The following is a 21,117-nucleotide window of genomic DNA, read 5'->3' as shown; positions in this document are numbered from 1 at the left end:
GCCCTCGGCGCCCGTTCTGCTTATTTGAACTTGTAGACCACGTTCATCGTGGTCAGCGTATCGGTCTTGCGCTTGTCCTCGGCCACGTCACTGTTGTAACGCGCCTGCCAGCCGGCCTTCAGCGCCAGGTGCTCGTTCATGCTCACCGACACGCCGAAGTCGTTCTGGCCGAAGGTGTTGTACGAACCGGATTCGACCAGCAGGGTGTTGACCAGGTCGGTGTTGTCGGTCAGCGAGTACTTCATGTCGAACAGGCCGCGGCCGATCATGCCGGTGCGGGTGCGGTCGTCCTCGGTGCTGTGGGTGCGGCGCACACCGGGGCCGATCTGCGCGTCGAACGAGAAGCGCTCGGTGTTCCACAGGCGGGTGCCGTAACCCAGACCGAACGAGCTCTGGCGGTCGTAGGTGGCGAAGTCGTCGCGCTCGGTACGCACCGTGGCCGTCAGCTGGCGGTGCTCGCCCAGCTGCAGCGCGCTGCCGGCACTGCCGGTGTAGCGGTTGGCGGTGGTGTTGTTGCGGCGGGTGGTGGTGCCGTCGTCGCGGGTCTCGGTTACCTTGGAGCTGGAGCGCAGGCCGGCCAGGTCCATGCTGTGTACCCAGTCGCCGTCGGTGTAGCGCAGGCGCAGGCGGCCGTTGAAGCTCTCGGTGCTGCTGTTGCCGCGTGCCGAGGCGAAGCCGAGCTCGCCGCCACTGCCGCTCCACGGCGAAGACATCGCCGCCAGTTCGGAGGCATCCTGTGCATACGCGAGCGGCGCGCACAGCAGCAGGGGGATCAGCAGGGACACGCGCAGGGACATCGGGGCTTCTCCGAAGCGGTTGACAGCCGGTGATGATACTGGAAGCGTGATGGCGGTCAGAATCGATCCAAGGCGCGCTTCAGCAGACGTTGCCGCGGACGCCTATTCAGGGCAGATCGATACGCAATGCCGGGTCGTTGAAGCGCGAATAGCGCAGGCGCAGCTGGAAATTGCGGCCGTTGCTGCTGCCGCTGCGCACGATCTGCCGTGGCAGGCCCTGGGCGTCCACCCAGTACTCCAGGCGTTCGCCGGCCTGCGCGCCGCGCAGGCGGTAGTGGCGGGTCTCGACTCCATCCAGCGATTGGCTGCCCAGGTCTTCGGCCTGCAGCTCGGCAGGCAGGGCGTCGGCCGGCAAGGGATTGCGCCACTGCTCCAGCAGGCCCGGCGGGGTGGGAACCTGGCGGATCGCACCGTCGGCCTGCAGGAACATGGTGTCGCCAATGATCGTCTGCGGCCCGCCCGGGGTCTGCACCCGGAAGCGGTCGGGGGCGACGAAGTCCATGGCACTGCGCACCGGCTGCGGCGCGCCCAGCACCTCCAGCTCGGCATGGAAACTGCCCAGGGCCGCAAAGCGTTGGCTGGCGCCCAGTACGGCCTGGGCCGGATTGGCCGCGGGCACGGGGGCTTCGGTCCTGGCCGGCGCCGGTGCGCGATCGCAGGCAGCCAGCAGCAGGCAGGCCAGCAGGGACAGGGCGGGCAACCGGCGCATCGGGCATTCCATGGGGGTGGGGGCGACCACGATAGCCCAAACGTCCCACACAAGACCCGCGACTCGGACATAATCGGGGGTATGGACCGATACGAACGCATCACCGCCCTGCATCGTCTGCTCAAGTCCGCGCGCTATCCGGTGACGGTGGCGACCCTGCAGGACAAGCTCGGTTGTTCCCGTGCCACCGTCTACCGCGACCTGGCCTTCCTGCGCGATGCGCTGATGGCACCGATCGAGGGCGACGGCGAGGCCGGCTTCCGCTACCAGGCCGACGAGAGCGACCGCTTCGAACTGCCTGGCCTGTGGCTCAGCTCGGAGGAGCTGCACGCCCTGCTGGCCTCGCAGCACCTGCTGGCGCGTACCGGCGGCGGCGTGCTGTCCTCGGTGCTGGCGCCGCTGCAGCAGCGTATCGAGAGCCTGCTGGCTGCCCAGGCCGGTGTCTCCAACTGGCCGGTGGATCGTGTGCGGGTAATCCCGCACCGCGGCCGCAAGTTCGATGAAGGCAGCTTCCGCAGCGTGGCCTCGGCGGTGCTGGAGCGCCGCCAGCTGGCGTTCGAGTACCGTGCCCGTTCCACCGACGAGCCGACCAAGCGCACCGTCTCGCCGCAGCGCCTGACCCATTACCGCGACAACTGGTACCTGGATGCCTGGGACCATGACCGCGAAGCCCTGCGCAGCTTCGCCGTGGACCGCATCCACAAGGCGCGCGTGGTCGACAGCACTGCCCGTGACGTCGCCGACAGCGAGCTGGACGAGCAGCTGGGTGCCAGCTACGGCATCTTCTCCGGTGCGCCGAAGGGCTGGGCGACCATCCTGTTCAGTGCCAAGGCCGCGCGCTGGGTGGCCGACGAGCATTGGCACTCCAAGCAGCAGGGCCGCTTCCTGGCCGATGGCCGCTATGAACTGAAGGTGCCGTACAGCGTCTCACGCGAACTGCTGATGGACGTGCTGCACTACGGCTCGGATGCCGAAATCGTCGAGCCGGTGATGCTGCGCGAGCAGGCCAAGGCGCTGCTCGAGCTGGCCCTGAGCAACTACGAAAAATCCTGACACTCCCCCCGAGAACTCCTCCGCCCATGAAGAAGACCCTGTTGCTGCCCCTGCTCGCCGCTGCGCTGGCCCTGACCGCCTGCGGCAAGTCCGGCGAGCCCTCGCAGAAGCTGGTGGTGGCCGCCACGGCCGTGCCGCATGCCGAGATCCTTGAGGTGGTCAAGCCGATCCTCAAGCAGGAAGGCGTGGACCTGGACGTGCGCGTGTTCAACGACTACGTGCAGCCCAACGACCAGCTGGTGCAGAAGCAGGTGGACGCCAACTACTTCCAGACCGAGCCGTACCTGGATGCCTACAACCGCGATCGCAAGACCGATCTGGTGAAGGTGATCGGCGTGCATATCGAGCCGTTCGGTGCCTATTCGCGCAAGGTCAAGTCGCTGGCCGAGCTGCGCGACGGTGCCGACGTGGTGATCCCGAACGACCCGAGCAACAACAGCCGCGCGCTGATCCTGCTGCACAAGGCCGGCGTGATCGAGCTGAAGGATCCGGCCAACGCGCTGTCGACCCTGCGTGACATCACTGCCAACCCGAAGAACCTGAAGTTCCGCGAGCTGGACTCGGCGATGCTGCCGCGTGTGCTGGACCAGGTCGACCTGGCCCTGATCAACACCAACTACGCGCTGGATGCGGGCCTCAACCCGACCAAGGATGCACTGGCGATCGAGAGCAAGGACTCGCCGTACGTGAACTTCCTGGTCGCGCGGCCGGACAACAAGGACGACGCCCGCGTGCAGAAGCTGGCCAAGGCCCTGACCAGCCCGCAGGTGAAGGCTTTCATCGAGACCAGGTACAAGGGCGCGGTGCTGCCGGCGTTCTGACCGGCGCTCCGGGCGTTCTGGCCATGCGGTCGTGCCGGCCGCTGGCCGGCAATCTGCAAACGCCGCCAAGGATCATGGGGTTGCCGGCCAGCGGCCGGCACGACCTTCAGTCGACGTGGAAGGCGAGGGTGGCCGCCACGGCCTGCTGCCAGCCTGCATAGAGTTTCTCGCGCCGCGCCACTTCCATCTGTGGCTCGAAGCGCCGGTCCAGGCCCCATTGCGCGGCGATCTGCTCGCGGCTGGACCAGAACCCGACGGCCAGACCGGCCAGGTAGGCCGCGCCCAGCGCGGTGGTCTCGGTCAGCCGCGGCCGCAGCAGAGGCACCCCAAGGATGTCGGCCTGGAAGCCGGCCAGGAAGTCGTTGCCGATCGCACCGCCGTCGGCGCGCAGTTCGGTCAGCGCGATGCCCGCATCGGACTGCATCGCATCAAGCACGTCGCGGGTCTGGTAGGCCATCGCCTCCAGCGCGGCACGCACGAAGTGTGCCTTGCGGGTGCCACGGGTCAGGCCGAACATCGCGCCGCGCACATCGCTGCGCCAGTAGGGCGCGCCCAGGCCGACGAATGCCGGCACCAGATACGCGCCGCCGCTGTCCGGCACCTGCGCGGCCAGTGCCTGGCTGTCGCTGGCACGCTCGATCATGCGCAGGCCGTCACGCAGCCACTGCACCACCGAGCCGGCGATGAAGATCGAGCCTTCGAGTGCATATTCCACGCGCCCGTCCAGGCCCCAGGCAATGGTCGTCAGCAGGCCGTTGCGCGAGCGCACCGCCTGCGTGCCGGTGTGCATCAGCATGAAGCAGCCGGTGCCATAGGTGTTCTTGACCATGCCCGGCTGGAAGCAGGCCTGGCCGAACAGCGCCGCCTGCTGGTCTCCGGCGATGCCGGCGATCGGGATCGGGTGGTCGAAGAAGAACTGCGGCCGGGTGTGCGCATACACCGTGCTGGAATCGCGCACCTGCGGCAGCATCGCGCGGGGTATGTCCAGCAGCGCCAGCAGGTCGTCATCCCAGTCCAGCGTGTGGATGTTGAACAACAGGGTGCGTGCGGCGTTGCTGTAGTCGGTCACATGCGCCTGGCCGCCACTGAGGTTCCATACCAGCCAGCTGTCGATGGTGCCGAACAGCAGCTCGCCACGCTCGGCGCGTTGCTGCGCACCTTCCACGTGGTCGAGGATCCAGCGCACCTTGGTGGCGGAAAAATAGGCGTCGATCAGCAGGCCGGTGCGTTCGCGGACCAGTGCCTCATGCCCGTCGCACTTCAGTCGCTCGCAGATGGCATGGCTCTGCCGCGACTGCCAGACGATGGCATTGTGGATCGGCTGGCCGGTGGCGCGGTCCCAGACCACGGTGGTCTCGCGCTGGTTGGTGATGCCCAGCGCGGCGATATGACGCGGGTCGATCTGTTCGCGGCTGAGCAGTTCGGTCAGCGTGGCATAGACACTGGTGAGGATCTCGCGCGGGTCATGCTCGACCCAGCCGGGTTGCGGGAAGATCTGCGCGAACTCGCGCTGCGCACTGCCGACGATGTCGCCAGCACGGTCGAACAGGATCGCGCGCGAACTGGTGGTGCCCTGGTCGATGGCCAGCACGTAGCGGGGCGTCATGCAGCGTCTCCGGTGGCGATGGGGAAATCCTAATGCATCGATCGCGTCGCGCGCGGCCACCCTGGTAGCTGCCAACCTTGGTTGGCACACGTGGCAATACGGGGGTCAGAGCCCTTTCCCTGGGAAAGGGATCCGACCCCCCATCCACGCCTGCAGCCGCGCCACCTGCGCCGCATCCAGCCGCAGCCCCAGCTTGCTCCGCCGCCACAGCACGTCCTCGGCGCTACGCGCCCATTCGTGGTCGCGCAGGAAAGCCACTTCCCGCGCATGCAGGCCGCCGCCAAAGTCCTCGCCGAGATCGTTCATACCCCGCAGGCCGTGCAGCAGCTCCGCGCTGCGGCTGCCGTAGGCGCCGGCCCAGCGGCGCGCAATCTCTGCGGGCAGCCACGGTGCCAGTGCCTGCAGGCGCGAGCACGCCTGCGTGGCGTCGCCCCAGTCGCTGCCCGGCAGTGGGTGGCCCGTTGCCGTCCATGCCGGTCCCATCTGCGGCAGGGCGGGGCGCAGCAGGTCCAGCGCTTCTTCGGCCAGCACGCGGTACGTGGTCAGCTTGCCGCCCAGCACATGCAGCGCGGGCGCCGGGCCGGACTGCAACTGTAGGCGGTAGTCACGGCTCAGCTTCGCTGCACGCGGATCTGGATCGGCAAGTAGCGGGCGTACCCCTGCGAACTGCCAGACCACGTCCTGCGGGGTGATCGGCTCGCGCAGGTAGTGGTTGGCGGCCTCGCACAGGTAAGCCACCTCCGAAGGCAGCACGCTGCACCGGGCCGGGTCGCCACGGTAGTCGGTGTCGGTGGTGCCGACCAGCAGGTGGTCGTGGGCGAACGGCAGCAGGAACACCACGCGGCCATCGGGCTGCTGAAGCAGGCAGGCGCTGTCGTCGGGCCAGGGCCGGCGCAGCACGATGTGGCTGCCCTGTACCAGGCGCAGGGCGGGGCCGCCATCGCGCGCCTGCATACGTTCCAGCAGGCCTCCTGCCCAAGGGCCGGCTGCGTTGGCAACGGCCTGGGCGATCACCGTTTGCTGCCGGCCGTCGGTGGCTTCCAGCGTGGCCTGCCAACGGCCCAGCACAGGGCGCAGTTCAATGCAGCGGCTGCGCACATGTACCCGTGCGCCACGCCCGGCGGCGTCCAGCGCATTGAGCAGTACCAGCCGCGCGTCATCGACCTGCGCATCGGCGTAGCTGAAGGCCTGCCGCAGCGCCGGGGAGAGCCAGGGGCCGAGCGGGTCGCGTTGCAGGTCCAGTGCGCGCGAGGCGGGAAAACTCGGGCTGCGCCGGCCGAGATGGTCATACAGCCACAGGCCCGCGCGCAGCATCCAGCGCGGTCGCAGGTGGGGTTCCCATGGCAGCACGAAGCGCAACGGACGGACCAGATGGGGGGCCTGCCGCCGCACCACTTCGCGTTCACCCAGTGCCTTGCGCACCAGTCCGAACTCGCCCTGTTCAAGGTAGCGCAGGCCGCCGTGGATCAGTTTGCTGCTGGCGCTGGAGGTGTGCGCGGCCAGGTCATCCTGCTCGCACAACAGCACCCGCAGGCCGCGGCCGGCCGCATCACGGGCGATGCCGGCGCCGTTGATGCCGCCACCGATCACCAGCAGGTCGACGTCGTCCATCGCGTCTCCGTGTCCTGTGTGTGCGTAGAGTCGACTGTCAGTTGACTGCCTTTTGTAGAGTCGAGCCATGCTCGACTTTTGAAAGAGCAGTCGACTGGCAGTCGACTCTACAGAACGCGGGTGACGGAAACGACGACGGGCCCCGAAGGGCCCGTCGCGTTACATCAGTGAAGCCGGTGCTGCCTGGATCAGAAGCGGGCACCGATGCCGAAGCCGACGGTCCACGGATCCATCTTGGCTTCGCCGATCTTCTCGCCGCCGACCTTCACGTCCGGACGCGAACGCATGTAGCGGGCATCGGCACGGGCGAACCAGGTGGAGTTGATGTTCATGTCCACGCCGACGGTGCCGATCACGCCCTTGGCGTCCTTGAGGCGGATGTCGGAGCTGCTGCCGTCGGCCAGCGTTTCATTGCTGAAGCTGGACTGGTAGTAGCCCACGCCCACGAACGGACGGAACACGTTGTCAGCCTGGCCGAAGTGGTACTGGCCGCTCAGCGCGACCGGCTGCTGCTCGACGTTGCCCAGGCGGGCATTGTTCGGGCCCTTCACCTTGTGGTCGAACTTGTCGGCGGCGCCCCACAGTTCAACGGCCCAGTTGTCGTTGATGTAGTAGCTGAAGCTGACGGTCGGCGCCGGGCCACCATCGACCTTCTTGATGCCGTCGATCGGATCATTCTTCGGCTGCAGCAGCGCGACGCCGCCAACCACGGCAAAATGCTTGCCCGAAGCGGTATCGGTGGAGCTGCTGTCCTGGGCGAAAGCGGCCGGCGCGAAGGCGGCGGAGGTCAGCAGGGCGAGACTCAGGATACGGATGGAGCGCATGGGGGTATCTCCTAATGTTTCTTGTTTTGGGCCCCCGGTTGCGGGGCGAGCACACCGTAGTCGCCTCAACATGAATCGAATCCGACGCGCGTTAAAAAATAGTTTTCCTTGTTCAGCGATCAGCGCGAAAAGCCTGTATCCATGGGGTTTCTGGTCGTCAGTGGCATTCATTCAGTTGGAGAAGATGTGAGCGCGGCAACGCTGTGCGTCGGCCTGCAAGCGCAGGTGAACGTGGATTGCAGGGTGCTGCTGCTGGGTTCGATGCCAGGCGTGGCATCCCTCCAGGAGCAGCGCTACTACGCGCATCCGCGCAACCGCTTCTGGCCGCTGATGGCCGATATCTGCGGTTTCGACGCGGCTCTGCCCTATGTGCAACGGCTGCAGGCGTTGAACGCCGCGGGCATCGGCCTGTGGGATGTGATCGGCCGCTGCGAGCGGCGCGGCAGCCTGGATGCCGACATCGTGCGTGGCACGGAAGTGGCCAATGCGCTGCCGGAACTGATCGCCACGCTGCCTGAGCTGAAGCTGATCGGCTGCAATGGTGGTGCCTCGCTGCAGGCATTCCAGCGCTGGGTGCTGCCACGGCTGGAAACCCCGCCGAAGCTGGTCGCATTGCCGTCGACCAGCCCTGCCAATGCGGCGTGGTCGTTGCCGCGCCTGCGCCAGGCCTGGCAGCCGGTGGCCGACGCGCGGGCGACATGAAGCGGACATCGTCCGGACAATACGCTACCGACTGGTCGCGGCCGCGACCCATGGGCAACAGCCTGTCCCGGCTGCGTGCGTACTGAAAACACCTGTAACGGTTGGCGCTGGACCCCGCTGGCCGCACAATAGACGTTTCCCTACACCAGATTGCCGGAGTTATCCCCATGGCCGAAATCAAGGAAGCACTTGTCCCCGATATCGGTGACTACAGCGATATCCCGGTAATCGAGGTGCTTGTCGCCGTCGGCGACACGGTCAAGAAGGACCAGGGCCTGGTGACGCTGGAAAGCGACAAGGCGACCATGGAAGTGCCGTCCTCGGTGGCTGGCGTGGTCAAGGAACTGAAGGTCAAGGTCGGCGACAGCTTGTCCGAAGGCAAGGTCGTGGCCCTGATCGAAGTGGCCGCAGGCGATGCCGAAGCCGCCAAGCCGACGGCTGCCGCGCCGGCACCGGCCAAGGCCGCTGCCCCGGCTGCCGCCACCCAGAGCGCACCGGCCCCGGCCGCAGCTGCGCCGGCCGCCCCGGCTGCCAGCGGTGGTGCGGTTGAAGCGCTGGTGCCGGATATCGGCGACTACGCCGGCATTCCGGTCATCGAAGTGCTGGTCGCCGTCGGCGACACGGTCAAGAAGGACCAGGGCCTGGTCACGCTGGAAAGCGACAAGGCCACCATGGAAGTGCCGTCGTCAGTGGCCGGCGTGGTCAAGGAGATCAAGGTCAAGGTCGGCGACACTCTGTCGCAGGGCAATGTGGTCGCCATCATCGAAGCCGAGGGCGCTGCCGCGCCGGCGCCGACCAAGGCGGCCGCTGCGGCCGCTCCGGCTGCCGCCGAGACCGCCACCAAGGTCGAGCCGGTCGCTGTGCCGGTGCAGCCGGACAAGCTGGCGGCCCGCGAGATCGCCTCGGCCGGTACCCCGTCCAGCCCGCCGGTGCAGTTCAACGCCGATGGCGTGCTGCCCGCCAAGGTGCCGTATGCCACCCCGGCGGTGCGTGTGTTCGCCCGCGAACTGGGCGTGGACCTGCTGCAGATCAACGGCACCGAGAAGGGTGGCCGCATCACCAAGGGTGACGTGCAGAAGTTCGTCAAGGCCGCGCTCAGTGGTGGCGTGCCGGCTGCCGGCGGTGCTGCTGTCGCTGCCGGCGGTGGCCTGAACCTGCTGCCGTGGCCGAAGGTCGACTTCAGCAAGTTCGGCGAGACCGAAGTGCAGCCGCTGTCGCGCATCAAGAAGATCTCCGGTGCGAACCTGGCCCGCAACTGGGCGATGATCCCGCACGTCACCCAGTTCGAGCAGGCCGACATCACCGACCTGGAAAGCCTGCGCGTGGCGCTGAACAAGGAGAACGAGAAGGCCGGCATCAAGCTGACCATGCTCGCCTTCCTGATCAAGGCCAGCGCCGCAGCGCTGAAGAAGTTCCCGGAATTCAACGCCTCGCTCGATGCCAGCGGCGAAAACCTGACCCTGAAGAAGTACTTCCACATCGGCTTCGCCGCCGACACTCCGAACGGCCTGGTCGTGCCGGTGATCCGCAACGTGGACAAGAAGGGCGTGGTGCAGATCGCGCAGGAAACCGGCGAACTGGCCAAGAAGGCACGCGACGGCAAGCTCGGCCCGGCCGACATGAGCGGCGGCTGCTTCTCGATCAGCTCGTTGGGCGGCATCGGCGGCACCGCGTTCACTCCGATCGTCAATGCACCGGAAGTGGCCATCCTCGGTGTCTCCAAGTCGTCCATCCAGCCGGTCTGGAACGGCAAGGAATTCGCACCGAAGCTGATGCTGCCGCTGTCGCTGAGCTACGACCACCGCGTCATCGACGGCGCCCTGGCCGCACGCTTCACCACGTACCTGTCCCAGGTACTGGCCGACATGCGCCGCGTGCTGCTGTAAGGCACCCGCTTCGCCCCCACCGTGCGGCCGCAGCCCCTGGCGCGGCCGCGTGAACAGATGCAGTGACAGCCCACCGGCCATGCCGAGCGGGCATGAGGAAAACCCACCATGGCCACGATTGAAGTCAAGGTTCCCGACATCGGCGATTACAGCGATGTGCCGGTGATCGAAGTGTTGGTCGCCGTCGGCGACACGGTGAAGAAGGACCAGGGTCTGGTGACCCTGGAATCGGACAAGGCCACCCTGGAAGTGCCGTCCTCGGCTGCCGGCGTGGTCAAGGAGATCAAGGTCAAGCTGGGCGACACCCTGTCCGAAGGCGCCGTGGTCGTGGTGCTGGACGCTGAAGGCGCCGCCGAAGCCCCGGCCAAGGCCGCTGCGCCGGCTCCGGCTGCAGCCGCTCCGGCCAGCAAGCCGCCGGTGACCCCGTCGCACCGCGCCCCGGCCGAACCGGCTGCGCCGAAGCCGGCGCTGTCCAGCGGCAAGCCGGCCGACATCGAATGCGAGATGGTCGTGCTGGGCTCGGGCCCGGGCGGCTACACCGCCGCCTTCCGCGCTGCCGACGTCGGTCTGGATACGGTGCTGGTCGAACGCTACGCCAGCCTCGGCGGCGTCTGCCTCAATGTGGGCTGCATTCCGTCCAAGGCGCTGCTGCACGCCGCAGCGGTCATCGACGAAGTGGCCCACGCGGGTGATTTTGGCGTCGAGTTCGGCAAGCCGACCATCACCCTGGACAAGCTGCGCCAGTACAAGGAAAAGGTCGTCAACCAGCTGACCAAGGGCCTGGCCGGCATGGCCAAGCAGCGCAAGGTCCGCAACGTGCAGGGCGTCGGCAAGTTCATCTCGGCCAACGAGCTGGAAATCACCGCTGCTGACGGCAGCACCCAGCTGCTGCGCTTCCAGAAGTGCATCATCGCCGCCGGTTCGCAGGCGGTGAAGCTGCCGAACTTCCCGTGGGACGACAAGCGCGTGATGGATTCCACCGACGCGCTGGAGCTGGCCGAAGTGCCGGGCTCGCTGCTGGTCGTCGGCGGCGGCATCATCGGCCTGGAAATGGCCACCGTGTACAGCGCGCTGGGCAGCAAGGTCACCGTGGTCGAGTTCATGGACCAGCTGATGCCGGGCGCCGACAAGGACCTGGTCAAGCCGCTGGCCGACCGCCTGAAGAAGCAGGGCATCGAAGTGCACCTGAAGACCAAGGCCTCGGGTGTCACCGCCGATGCCAAGGGCATCACCGTCACCTTCGAAGCCGCCGAGGAAGGCCAGGCGCCTGCGCTGGCGCAGGGCACCTTCGACCGCGTGCTGGTGGCCGTGGGCCGCTCGCCGAACGGCAGGAAGATCGATGCCGAGAAGGCCGGCGTGCAGGTGACCGACCGTGGCTTCATCCCGGTTGACCGCCAGATGCGCACCAACGTGCCGCACATCTTTGCCATCGGCGACATCGTCGGCAACCCGTTGCTGGCCCACAAGGCCACGCATGAGGGCAAGCTGGCCGCCGAAGTGGCTGCTGGGCACAAGAAGGAATGGGTGGCCCGCGTGATTCCGTCGGTGGCCTATACCAACCCGGAAATCGCCTGGGTTGGCGTGACCGAGACCGAAGCCAAGGCCAAGGGCCTGAAGGTCGGCGTGGCCAAGTTCCCGTGGGCCGCCAGTGGCCGCGCGATCGGCATCGGCCGCACCGAGGGCTTCACCAAGCTGATCTTCGACGAAGAAACCCACCGCATCATCGGCGGTGCGATCGTCGGCGTGCACGCCGGTGACCTGCTGGCCGAGATCGGCCTGGCGATCGAGATGGGTGCGGAGGCGGAAGACATCGGCCACACCATCCATGCCCACCCGACGCTGAGCGAGTCGGTGGCGATGGCGTCGGAAATCTACGACGGCACGATCACCGATCTGTACATGCCGAAGAAGAAGTAAGGCGCCCGCGCCGTTCCGAACGAAAAGCCCCGGTTTCTGCCGGGGTTTTTTGTTGGCTGCAGGAATGTCTTCGGCTGTTGTCATCGCGAGGGTCCGGGCCACTGCGCGGGTGGCAGGCATTTCGACAAATGTCCCCCGTCGCCCGCCTGTGGCGGTCGCCTCCTCCTTTACTTTGTCGAAACGCCCGCCACCCGCGCAGTGGCTCGGCTTGCGGATAGTCAGAGCCAGTGCCAAAGCCGCCCGGATTCCTGACACGCGGGGGGAGAGGGGCTTGTGTGCGAAGTAAAGGAGGAGGCGTCGGCCGTAGGCCGGCGCCGGGGGACATTCGCACGCAAGCCCCTCTCCCCCCGCGCTCGACCAACCTGCTTCTCTGCTCGACGATGCCACAAAAAACGCGGCCCCGATGTTCCGGAGGCCGCGCCAGGAGAGAGGGTGCCGTGGAAGGGGCGGGGGATCAGAACACGAAGCTGATACCGGCCACCGGGCCCTTGAATTCCTGCTTCAGGCCGACAGTACCGTCGCTGCCCTTCTTGTCCACGTCCAGCTTGAACCAGTCGTAGCCGGCGAACACACCGAAGTTCTTGGTGAAGCGGTAATCGACGATGGCATTGGCGCGGCTCAGGTCGCCCTTGTAGTCATCGAAGCTGCCCCAGCGCGTGTTGAGGTACTGGCCCTGCAGCGTGATCATCCAGCGCTCGGACGGAGTGAAGGTCATGCGGGCGCCCACCACAGGTGCCACGCCATCGGCCTTCTCGTCGAGGAACTGGCCTTCGTACACCGTGCCCAGGTCGGCGTAGCCCTTGGTGCTGACCTTGGCGTACTCGCCACCGATCTGCAGGCCGAGGTCGAAGGTGTCGGTATCAACCACCGAGTAGTCATAGACCAGGCTGGCCACCTGGTACTTCAGCTCACCCTTCACGAAGCTGCCGGCCGGCACGTTCTCACCGCCGAAGGAAATGCCCTGGTCGAGGGTCTCGCGGCGGTCCTTGTCGTACTTGAAGTAGTTGAACAGGAGGCGCTGACGGTTGCTGATGCGGAACATGCCGTCGATGCGCGGCTCCCATTCCTTGCCACCCAGCTTGAAGTCCTGGTTCAGGGAGATGTCCTGGCCGGCCACGGTGGTGCTGCCGCGGAGGGTGTTGTCCGAATCGATGTTCATCGCACCCAGACGGATGGCAAAGCGGTCATCGCCTTCGGCGGCGTGGGCCGCATTGGCGAACGAGGCGCCGGCAGCGAGCAGGGAGAGGGCGAGCAGGGTGGGTACGGGGCGCATCGAAGAGTCCTTGCAGTGGTTCATCAGAATGAAGGCCACTGTGCCGGACAGGCCCGTCCACCATGCGTGAACGTATGGTCCATGGCATGTGTACGGTTCAGTGCTGTCGCGACGATGCAAAAAGATGGCCCCGGAGCCGGGCTTCGGGGCCATCGTGGGACCTGCGGGGCGGAGCCGACGAGGATGCTGCAGGCAGGTCGAATGATCGGACCGGCATGTCTGACGAAAGTTCCGCAGCCTGCGACCAAAGTTCAATAGTGCGTCGCAACATGGTGCGGACGTCATTGTCCCCCTGGTGGCACGCAAAAATGTAACCGTTACCGCAACTTGCGGCTTCCAGGGATGAACAGGGAGCGGTTGTCTCGCAAATTGTCCCATTGCTATAATTTGGCGGCTCGATGAGGCCCCCCTGCTGTAGCCGCCTCAGCCCTCCACTTGCAACCACGCGGGACGTCCTGTGCTGAACTCCGTTGATGCGGGTCGGCGACTGATGCTGCGCGCCGCGGTCTACCCGCTGGCCGCAGTGGCTGTCCTGGCCCTGGCCTTCCTGCTGGTAGGTCCGAAATACGCCCTCGGCGCGCTGGCGTCCGGTGTGGCCATTTCGGCCGGTGGCTGGGTGGCGGCACGGATGGCACTGGGCGGTGGGGCACTGGCCGCAGGATCGGCGATGGCTCGCCTGATCATTGCGATCGTGGCCAAGTGGGTCGTGGTTTTCGGCGTCCTGCTGGCGGGGTTCCTGGTCTTCAAGCTGCCTGCATTGGCGCTGTTGGCCGGTATCGCCGTCGGCTTGATGTTCCAGGTCCTGGCGATGGCCAGGCGTTGACAGAATTCAATTAACTGAAGGTTCCGGACACATGGCGGGCGAGGCTCTAACCCCTACCAGCTACATCCAGCATCACCTGCACAACCTGACCGCGCCGGTCGGCAAGGGTGAGGGTATGTTCTGGCATATCCACGTCGATACCTTCCTCACCGCGGTCCTGATGGGCCTGGTGATCGTTGTCGCGTTCTGGCTGGGCACCCGCAAGGCCACCGCCGGCGTGCCGGGCAAGTGGCAGGCCTTCGTTGAAATCTGCCTGGAGTTCGTCGACCGCCAGGCCAAGGACACCTACCACGGCAAGAGCAAGCTGGTCACGCCGATCGCCATCACCATCTTCTTCTGGATTCTGCTGATGAATCTGCTGAAGATGATCCCGGCCGATTTCATCGCCAAGCCGCTGGAATGGGCGGGCGTGCACTACTGGAAGCCGGTGCCGACCGCTGACGTCAATGCCACCCTGGGCATGGCCATCAGCGTGTTCTTCCTGATGCTGTTCTTCGCGCTCAAGTCCAAGGGCCTGGGCGGCTTCATCAAGGAATTCCTGACGGCCCCGTTCGGCAAGTGGATGATGCCGTTCAACCTGATCCTCAACATCGTCGAGTGGCTGAGCAAGCCGATCTCGCTGGCGATGCGACTGTTCGGCAACATGTTCGGCGGCGAAATCGTGTTCCTGCTGATCTGGGTGCTGGGTGGTGCCGGTTTCTTCGGTGCCATTGCCGGTGGTGTGTTCGGCCTCGGCTGGATGCTGTTCCACCTGCTGGTGATCCCGCTGCAGGCCTTCATCTTCATGATGCTGTCGATCGTGTACCTGAGCCTGTCGGAAGACGCTCACTGAGTTTCAAGCTTCAACGCGTTTCAACCTTCATCCGTTTCATCACCCTTAGCAACTTAAGTTCCTGGAGATAACCATGTACTTCGCCGTCCTGACCAACTTCGCGCAGATTCAGAGCTCCACCGCCCTTGCCGTCGGCATCATGATCGGCCTGGCCGCGCTGGGCGCCGGTCTGGGTCTGGCCATCATGGCTGGTAAGTTCCTGGAGTCGGCCGCCCGCCAGCCGGAACTGATCCCGGTCCTGCAGGTCCGCATGTTCATCACCGCCGGCCTGATCGACGCCGCGTTCATCATCTCGGTCGCCGTTGGCCTGCTGCTGGCCTTCGCCAACCCGCTGTCGGCTGCCTTCGCTGGCGCCGTCACCAAGGCTCTGGCCGGCTGATACAGCGGTTTGAGACGACCGGGTGCTGATGCACCCGGTTTCGGATGAAGGCCGGATGTGCCGCTACGGCGGCGCGTCCACCCCGAAACCAGCGATCGAGCTAACCATGAATATCAATTTCACCCTTCTTGCGCAGGCGCTGGCCTTCGCTGGTCTGATCTGGATCATCGCGACCAAGATCTGGCCGCCGCTGATGAACGCGATCGAAGAGCGCCAGCAGAAGATTGCTGAAGGCCTCGCTGCTGCTGACCGCAGCCAGAAAGATCTGGCCCAGGCGCAGGAGAAGGTCAACGAAGCGCTGAAGGAAGCACGCACCAAGGCCAACGAGATCATCGATCAGGCCCACGCGCGTGCCAACCAGATCGTTGATGCTGCCCGTAACGAAGCGATCACCGAAGCCACCCGTCAGAAGGAACTGGCCCAGGCTGAAATCGACGCCGCCGCCAACCGTGCCCGTGAAGATCTGCGCAAGCAGGTGTCCGCGCTGGCCGTGACCGGTGCCGAAAAGCTGCTCAAGCGCGAAATCGACGCCAACGCCCACAAGGCGCTGCTCGACGAGCTGGCCTCGGAGATCTAAGGATGAGCCAGGCCCTCACGCTTGCCCGCCCGTACGCCCGCGCCGCGTTCGCGACCGCGCGCGACGAAGGCGCGTTCGCGCCGTGGTCGGACGCCCTGGCGTTCTCCGCCCACGTCGCCGCCGACCCGCGCGTGGCGGCCCTGCTCGCCAACCCGGAGCTGGGTCGTGACGACGCCGTCGCCCTGCTGGCGCCGGTGTCCCACGGCGAGACCTACTCGCGCTTCCTGGCCATCCTGGCCGAATCGCATCGTCTGCCGCTGCTGCCGGAGATTTCCGGCATGTTCGACGCCCTGCGCGCCGAAGCCGAGCACGTGGTCAAGGCCACCGTCACCTCGGCCGCCGAACTGTCGGCCGGTGAGCTGGACGCGATCAAGGTCGCGCTGCGCAAGCGCTTCAACCGCGAGGTCGACGTGACCACCGCGGTCGATGCCTCGCTGATCGGCGGCGCCGTGATCGACGCCGGCGACGTGGTCATCGATGGTTCGCTGAAGGGCAAGCTGGCCCGTCTGCAGACCGCGCTCGCTAACTGAATTCATTTAACGTCCGGCCCCGCTGCCGGCACTAGGACTTGACGATGGCAACCACGCTCAACCCCTCCGAAATCAGCGAACTGATCAAGAACCGCATCGAGAAGGTCAAGCTGGCCGCGGAATCGCGCAACGAAGGCACCGTGACCAGCGTGTCCGACGGCATCGTGCGCATCTTCGGTCTGGCCGACGTGATGCAGGGCGAAATGATCGAACTGCCGAACAACACCTTCGCACTGGCCCTGAACCTGGAGCGCGACTCGGTCGGCGCCGTGGTGCTGGGTGACTACGAGCACCTGCGCGAAGGCGACGTCGCCAAGACCACCGGCCGCATCCTGGAAGTGCCGGTCGGTCCGGAACTGCTGGGCCGCGTCGTGAACGCGCTGGGCGAGCCGATCGACGGCAAGGGCCCGCTGGGCACCGACCTGACCGCTCCGGTGGAGCGTGTTGCGCCGGGCGTGATCTGGCGCAAGTCGGTCGACCAGCCGGTGCAGACCGGCTACAAGTCGGTCGACTCGATGATCCCGATCGGCCGTGGCCAGCGCGAGCTGATCATCGGCGACCGCCAGACCGGCAAGACCGCGATGGCGATCGATGCCGTGATCAACCAGAAGGGCACCGGCATCAAGTGCGTGTACGTTGCGATCGGCCAGAAGGCTTCGACCATCGCCAACATCGTGCGCAAGCTGGAAGAGAACGGCGCGCTGGCCCACACCATCGTGGTGGCCGCGACCGCTTCCGAATCGGCTGCCATGCAGTACATCAGCGCCTACTCGGGCTGCACCATGGGTGAGTACTTCATGGACCGCGGCGAAGACGCGCTGATCGTGTACGACGATCTGTCCAAGCAGGCTGTCGCCTACCGCCAGATCTCGCTGCTGCTGAAGCGCCCGCCGGGCCGTGAAGCCTACCCGGGTGACGTGTTCTACCTGCACTCCCGTCTGCTCGAGCGCGCTGCCCGCGTGTCCGAGGAGTACGTCGAGAAGTTCACCGAAGGCAAGGTCACCGGCAAGACCGGTTCGCTGACCGCGCTGCCGATCATCGAAACCCAGGCCGGCGACGTGTCCGCCTTCGTTCCGACCAACGTGATCTCGATCACCGACGGCCAGATCTTCCTGGAAACCGACCTGTTCAACGCCGGCATCCGCCCGGCCGTGAACGCCGGTATCTCGGTGTCGCGCGTCGGTGGCTCGGCCCAGACCAAGATCATCAAGAAGCTGTCCGGCGGCATCCGTATCTCGCTGGCCCAGTACCGCGAGCTGGCTGCGTTCGCGCAGTTCGCCTCGGACCTGGACGAAGCGACCCGCAAGCAGCTGGAGCGTGGCCAGCGCGTCACCGAGCTGATGAAGCAGAAGCAGTACGCGCCGATGTCGATCGCCAACCAGGCACTGTCGATCTACGCCGTCAACGAGGGTTACCTCGACGACGTGCCGGTCAACAAGCTGCTGGCGTTCGAAGAAGGCCTGCACGCCCACTTCGCCAACACCCAGGGCGAGCTGGTCAGCAAGGTCAACGCCACCGGCGGTTGGGACAACGACATCGAAGGTGCCTTCAAGAAGGGCATCGCCGAGTTCAAGACCACCGGCAGCTGGTAATCGCGGTCCTGTAGAGCGGAGCCGCTGGCTCCGCTGGACCAGATGACAAACGGTTGAACAACGCGGGGCAGCAGCCCCGCGCCACGGGAAACAAGAGATGGCAAGCGGACGCGAAATCAAAACCAAGATCAAGAGCGTGCAGAACACCCGCAAGGTGACGCGCGCCCTGGAAATGGTCTCGGCCTCCAAGATCCGCAAGGCGCAGGATCGGATGAAGACCTCGCGTCCGTACGCGCAGGCGATGAAGCAGGTGATCGGTCACCTGGCCCAGGCCAGCACCGACTACCAGCATCCGTTCCTGGTCGAGCGCGAGCAGGTCAAGCGGGTCGGCTTCATCGTGATCTCCTCCGATCGCGGCCTGGCCGGCGGCCTGAACAACAACCTGTTCCGCAAGATGCTGGGCGAAGCCAAGGCATGGCAGGACAAGGGTGCGGAAGTGGACCTGGTGACCATCGGCCAGAAGGCTTCGACCTTCTTCCGCCGCGTGAAGGTCAACATGGTCGGCAGCGTGACCCACATCGGCGACGTGCCGAAGCTGGAATCGCTGATCGGTGTGATCAAGGTCATGCTCGACGCCTTCACCGAAGGCAAGATCGACCGCGTGTACCTGGTCTACAACCGCTTCGTGAACACCATGGTGCAGAAGGCCAGCTTCGACCAGCTGCTGCCGCTGCCGCCGGCTGAGAAGCAGGTCGCTCACCACGACTGGGATTACCTGTACGAACCCGATGCCGCGACCGTGCTCGAGCACGTGATGACGCGTTACATCGAGTCGCTGGTGTACCAGGCACTGCTGGAAAACGTCGCCTCCGAGCATGCGGCACGCATGGTTGCGATGAAGGCGGCGAGCGACAACGCCAACAAGCTGATCGGCACCCTGCAGCTCGTCTACAACAAGGCGCGCCAGGCAGCGATCACCCAGGAAATCTCCGAAATCGTCGGCGGCGCGGCAGCAGTCTGACCGCGTTCGTTCAAAGCACACATTAGAGGATGCAGCAATGAGTCAGGGCAAGATCGTTCAGATCATCGGCGCGGTCGTCGACGTCGAATTCCCGCGTGAATCGGTGCCGAAGGTGTACGACGCACTGAAGGTGGAAAACACCGAGATCACCCTCGAAGTCCAGCAGCAGCTGGGCGACGGCGTGGTGCGTACCATCGCCCTCGGTTCCACCGACGGCCTGAAGCGCAACCTGGTTGCCGTCAACACCGGCCGTGGCATCTCGGTGCCGGTCGGCGCCGGCACCCTGGGCCGCATCATGGACGTGCTCGGCCGTCCGATCGACGAAGCCGGCCCGGTGGCCGCCAGCGACAGCTGGGAAATCCACCGTGCGGCCCCGTCGTACGAAGACCAGTCCCCGGCCACCGAACTGCTGGAAACCGGCATCAAGGTCATCGACCTGATGTGCCCGTTCGCCAAGGGCGGCAAGGTCGGCCTGTTCGGCGGCGCCGGCGTCGGCAAGACCGTCAACATGATGGAGCTGATCAACAACATCGCCAAGGCGCACAGCGGTCTGTCCGTGTTCGCCGGCGTGGGTGAGCGTACCCGTGAGGGCAACGACTTCTACCACGAAATGAAGGACTCCAACGTCCTCGACAAGGTGGCGATGGTGTACGGCCAGATGAACGAGCCGCCGGGCAACCGTCTGCGCGTCGCCCTGACCGGCCTGACCATGGCCGAGTACTTCCGCGACGAGAAGGACGAAAACGGCAAGGGCAAGGACGTCCTGCTGTTCGTCGACAACATCTACCGCTACACCCTGGCCGGTACCGAAGTGTCGGCACTGCTGGGCCGCATGCCGTCCGCCGTGGGTTACCAGCCGACCCTGGCCGAGGAAATGGGCGTCCTGCAGGAGCGCATCACCTCGACCAAGAACGGTTCGATCACCTCGATCCAGGCCGTCTACGTTCCCGCGGACGACCTGACCGACCCGTCGCCGGCGACCACCTTCGCCCACCTGGACTCGACCGTCACCCTGTCGCGTTCGATCGCCTCGCTGGGTATCTACCCGGCCGTCGATCCGCTGGACTCCACCAGCCGCCAGATGGACCCGTTGGTCATCGGCCACGAGCACTACGACACCGCCCAGCGCGTCCAGCAGACCCTGCAGAAGTACAAGGAACTGAAGGACATCATCGCGATCCTGGGCATGGACGAACTGTCCGAAGAGGACAAGCAGGCCGTGTCGCGCGCCCGTAAGATCGAGCGCTTCTTCAGCCAGCCGTTCCACGTGGCCGAAGTGTTCACCGGTTCGCCGGGCAAGTACGTGCCGCTGAAGGACACCATCCGTGGCTTCAAGGCCATCGTCGATGGCGAGTACGACCACCTGCCGGAGCAGGCGTTCTACATGGTTGGCGGCATCGAAGAAGCGGTCGAGAAGGCCAAGAAGATGGCCGAGAAGGCCTGATCCGGGGCGGGCGGGAGCGATCCTGCCCGACCTGACGCCGGCGCCGGGCAACCGCCCGCGCCGGTGGACTCCCACGGTGGCATTGCGCCGCCGCGAACAGCGAAGAGATTTGCATGAGCACGATCCGTTGCGACATCGTCAGCGCCGAGCAGGAAATCTTCCGTGGCGAAGCGACCCTGGTCGTGGCCACCGGTGAGCTGGGCGAACTGGGCATCGCGCCCAAGCACGCGCCGCTGATCACCCGCCTGAAGCCGGGCAAGGTGGTGGTGACCACGCCGAATGGCGAGCAGCTGGATTTCGCCATTTCCGGCGGCATCCTGGAAGTGCAGCCGCAGGTGGTGACCGTGCTGGCCGACACCGCGATCCGCGCGCAGGACATCGACGAAGCCTCGGTCCGCAAGGCCAAGGAAGAAGCCGAGCGCATCCTGGCCAACCGCGGTGAAGCCATGGAAGTGGCCGAAGCCCAGCAGAAGCTGGCCGAAGCCGTCGTCCAGCTGCAGGCCCTGGAACGCCTGCGCAAGACCCTCAAGCACTGAGGTTCCGCGCTGCATCCACGAAAACGCCGGCCCTGTGCCGGCGTTTTTGTTCGGGTGGCGGGGTAGAGTCGACCGGGTGGATTCGACTGGGTAGAGTCGACTGGGTAGAGTCGACTGTTAGTTGTGTAAACCCACCACGTTGTTCAGCAGGACTCTGGAAATAGGTGGCTGGCCACCGATCCCCATGTGAGGGCGGTGCCAGTTGTAGTGGTGCAGCCATTGGGTCAGCACGGAATTGCGCTGG

21 protein-coding genes are annotated in these 21,117 nt (G+C 65.8%); 14 read left to right on the top strand and 7 right to left on the bottom strand.

What is annotated here, in order from left to right:
* Positions 1-20: 20 nt before the first annotated feature.
* Together AC5P9N_RS05110 and AC5P9N_RS05105 are read right to left on the bottom strand one after the other, a co-directional pair.
* Positions 21-797 (bottom strand): DUF481 domain-containing protein, encoded by a 777-nt coding sequence (locus AC5P9N_RS05110; RefSeq protein WP_005411146.1) that lies wholly within the window; start codon positions 795-797, stop codon positions 21-23.
* 106 nt (positions 798-903) lie between these two features.
* Entirely contained in the window at positions 904-1,506 is a 603-nt protein-coding gene (locus AC5P9N_RS05105; protein ID WP_005411145.1) for a LolA-like protein, read from the bottom strand.
* Between the two features lie 81 nt (positions 1,507-1,587).
* On the opposite strand from AC5P9N_RS05105, the gene AC5P9N_RS05100 reads away from it, so the two are divergent.
* The gene (locus AC5P9N_RS05100) at positions 1,588-2,559 is read left to right on the top strand and encodes a helix-turn-helix transcriptional regulator (protein WP_005411144.1); all 972 of its coding nucleotides are present in this window, start codon (positions 1,588-1,590) and stop codon (positions 2,557-2,559) included.
* Between the two features lie 26 nt (positions 2,560-2,585).
* Positions 2,586-3,380 carry a MetQ/NlpA family ABC transporter substrate-binding protein gene (locus tag AC5P9N_RS05095; protein ID WP_012481327.1) on the top strand — a complete coding sequence of 265 codons (795 nt, stop codon included), beginning with the start codon at positions 2,586-2,588 and terminating at the stop codon, positions 3,378-3,380.
* A gap of 106 nt (positions 3,381-3,486) precedes the next feature.
* Here the strand turns inward: AC5P9N_RS05095 and glpK are convergent, their stop codons facing one another.
* The 3 genes from glpK to AC5P9N_RS05080 form a co-directional block, all read right to left on the bottom strand.
* Positions 3,487-4,986, bottom strand: a complete 1,500-nt coding sequence (gene glpK / locus AC5P9N_RS05090) for a glycerol kinase GlpK (protein ID WP_005414549.1) — start codon at positions 4,984-4,986, stop codon at positions 3,487-3,489.
* Positions 4,987-5,091: 105 nt separating this feature from the next.
* Positions 5,092-6,597, bottom strand: a complete 1,506-nt coding sequence (glpD, locus tag AC5P9N_RS05085) for a glycerol-3-phosphate dehydrogenase (protein WP_099484399.1) — start codon at positions 6,595-6,597, stop codon at positions 5,092-5,094.
* Positions 6,598-6,785: 188 nt separating this feature from the next.
* Positions 6,786-7,421 carry an OmpW/AlkL family protein gene (locus AC5P9N_RS05080; protein ID WP_005411140.1) on the bottom strand — a complete coding sequence of 212 codons (636 nt, stop codon included), beginning with the start codon at positions 7,419-7,421 and terminating at the stop codon, positions 6,786-6,788.
* 186 nt (positions 7,422-7,607) lie between these two features.
* Between AC5P9N_RS05080 and AC5P9N_RS05075 the strand changes: the two genes are divergently transcribed.
* The 3 genes from AC5P9N_RS05075 (at position 7,608) to lpdA (ending at position 11,926) form a co-directional block, all read left to right on the top strand.
* Entirely contained in the window at positions 7,608-8,123 is a 516-nt protein-coding gene (locus tag AC5P9N_RS05075; protein WP_005411139.1) for a DNA-deoxyinosine glycosylase, read from the top strand.
* Between the two features lie 167 nt (positions 8,124-8,290).
* The gene (aceF, locus tag AC5P9N_RS05070; RefSeq protein WP_164212738.1) at positions 8,291-10,009 is read left to right on the top strand and encodes a dihydrolipoyllysine-residue acetyltransferase; all 1,719 of its coding nucleotides are present in this window, start codon (positions 8,291-8,293) and stop codon (positions 10,007-10,009) included.
* Positions 10,010-10,117: 108 nt separating this feature from the next.
* A complete protein-coding gene (gene lpdA / locus AC5P9N_RS05065) occupies positions 10,118-11,926 on the top strand; it encodes a dihydrolipoyl dehydrogenase (protein WP_495223816.1) in 1,809 nt (602 codons plus the stop codon).
* A gap of 454 nt (positions 11,927-12,380) precedes the next feature.
* Here lpdA and AC5P9N_RS05060 read toward each other — a convergent pair whose 3' ends face one another.
* A complete protein-coding gene (locus AC5P9N_RS05060; RefSeq protein ID WP_032967007.1) occupies positions 12,381-13,199 on the bottom strand; it encodes a hypothetical protein in 819 nt (272 codons plus the stop codon).
* A gap of 457 nt (positions 13,200-13,656) precedes the next feature.
* On the opposite strand from AC5P9N_RS05060, the gene AC5P9N_RS05055 reads away from it, so the two are divergent.
* The 9 genes from AC5P9N_RS05055 to AC5P9N_RS05015 all read left to right on the top strand — a co-directional run bounded on the left by AC5P9N_RS05055 (position 13,657) and on the right by AC5P9N_RS05015 (position 20,873).
* The gene (locus AC5P9N_RS05055; protein ID WP_005411135.1) at positions 13,657-14,022 is read left to right on the top strand and encodes a hypothetical protein; all 366 of its coding nucleotides are present in this window, start codon (positions 13,657-13,659) and stop codon (positions 14,020-14,022) included.
* Between the two features lie 31 nt (positions 14,023-14,053).
* Complete coding sequence (gene atpB / locus AC5P9N_RS05050; RefSeq protein WP_005411134.1) at positions 14,054-14,854, top strand: F0F1 ATP synthase subunit A; 801 nt, start codon at positions 14,054-14,056, stop codon at positions 14,852-14,854.
* Positions 14,855-14,927: 73 nt separating this feature from the next.
* Positions 14,928-15,233, top strand: coding sequence for a F0F1 ATP synthase subunit C (gene atpE / locus AC5P9N_RS05045; protein ID WP_005411133.1), 306 nt, complete (start codon positions 14,928-14,930; stop codon positions 15,231-15,233).
* 106 nt (positions 15,234-15,339) lie between these two features.
* A complete protein-coding gene (locus tag AC5P9N_RS05040; RefSeq protein ID WP_005419512.1) occupies positions 15,340-15,810 on the top strand; it encodes a F0F1 ATP synthase subunit B in 471 nt (156 codons plus the stop codon).
* A 2-nt stretch (positions 15,811-15,812) separates the two neighbouring features.
* Positions 15,813-16,340 (top strand): F0F1 ATP synthase subunit delta, encoded by a 528-nt coding sequence (locus AC5P9N_RS05035; RefSeq protein WP_005411131.1) that lies wholly within the window; start codon positions 15,813-15,815, stop codon positions 16,338-16,340.
* A gap of 44 nt (positions 16,341-16,384) precedes the next feature.
* A complete protein-coding gene (atpA, locus tag AC5P9N_RS05030; protein ID WP_005411130.1) occupies positions 16,385-17,932 on the top strand; it encodes a F0F1 ATP synthase subunit alpha in 1,548 nt (515 codons plus the stop codon).
* Positions 17,933-18,029: 97 nt separating this feature from the next.
* Complete coding sequence (gene atpG, locus AC5P9N_RS05025) at positions 18,030-18,893, top strand: F0F1 ATP synthase subunit gamma (RefSeq protein ID WP_005411129.1); 864 nt, start codon at positions 18,030-18,032, stop codon at positions 18,891-18,893.
* Between the two features lie 37 nt (positions 18,894-18,930).
* Positions 18,931-20,337 (top strand): F0F1 ATP synthase subunit beta, encoded by a 1,407-nt coding sequence (gene atpD / locus AC5P9N_RS05020; protein WP_005411128.1) that lies wholly within the window; start codon positions 18,931-18,933, stop codon positions 20,335-20,337.
* Positions 20,338-20,450: 113 nt separating this feature from the next.
* A complete protein-coding gene (locus AC5P9N_RS05015; RefSeq protein ID WP_005411127.1) occupies positions 20,451-20,873 on the top strand; it encodes a F0F1 ATP synthase subunit epsilon in 423 nt (140 codons plus the stop codon).
* A 117-nt stretch (positions 20,874-20,990) separates the two neighbouring features.
* Here the strand turns inward: AC5P9N_RS05015 and AC5P9N_RS05010 are convergent.
* Positions 20,991-21,117 (bottom strand): integrase core domain-containing protein (locus tag AC5P9N_RS05010; RefSeq protein WP_146257439.1); only part of this gene is annotated, 127 nt, incomplete at its 5' end.

It is taken from the genome of Stenotrophomonas sp. YJH_SMC_6, from assembly GCF_059371335.1.
This window is presented reverse-complemented; position numbering and strand designations above follow the sequence as displayed.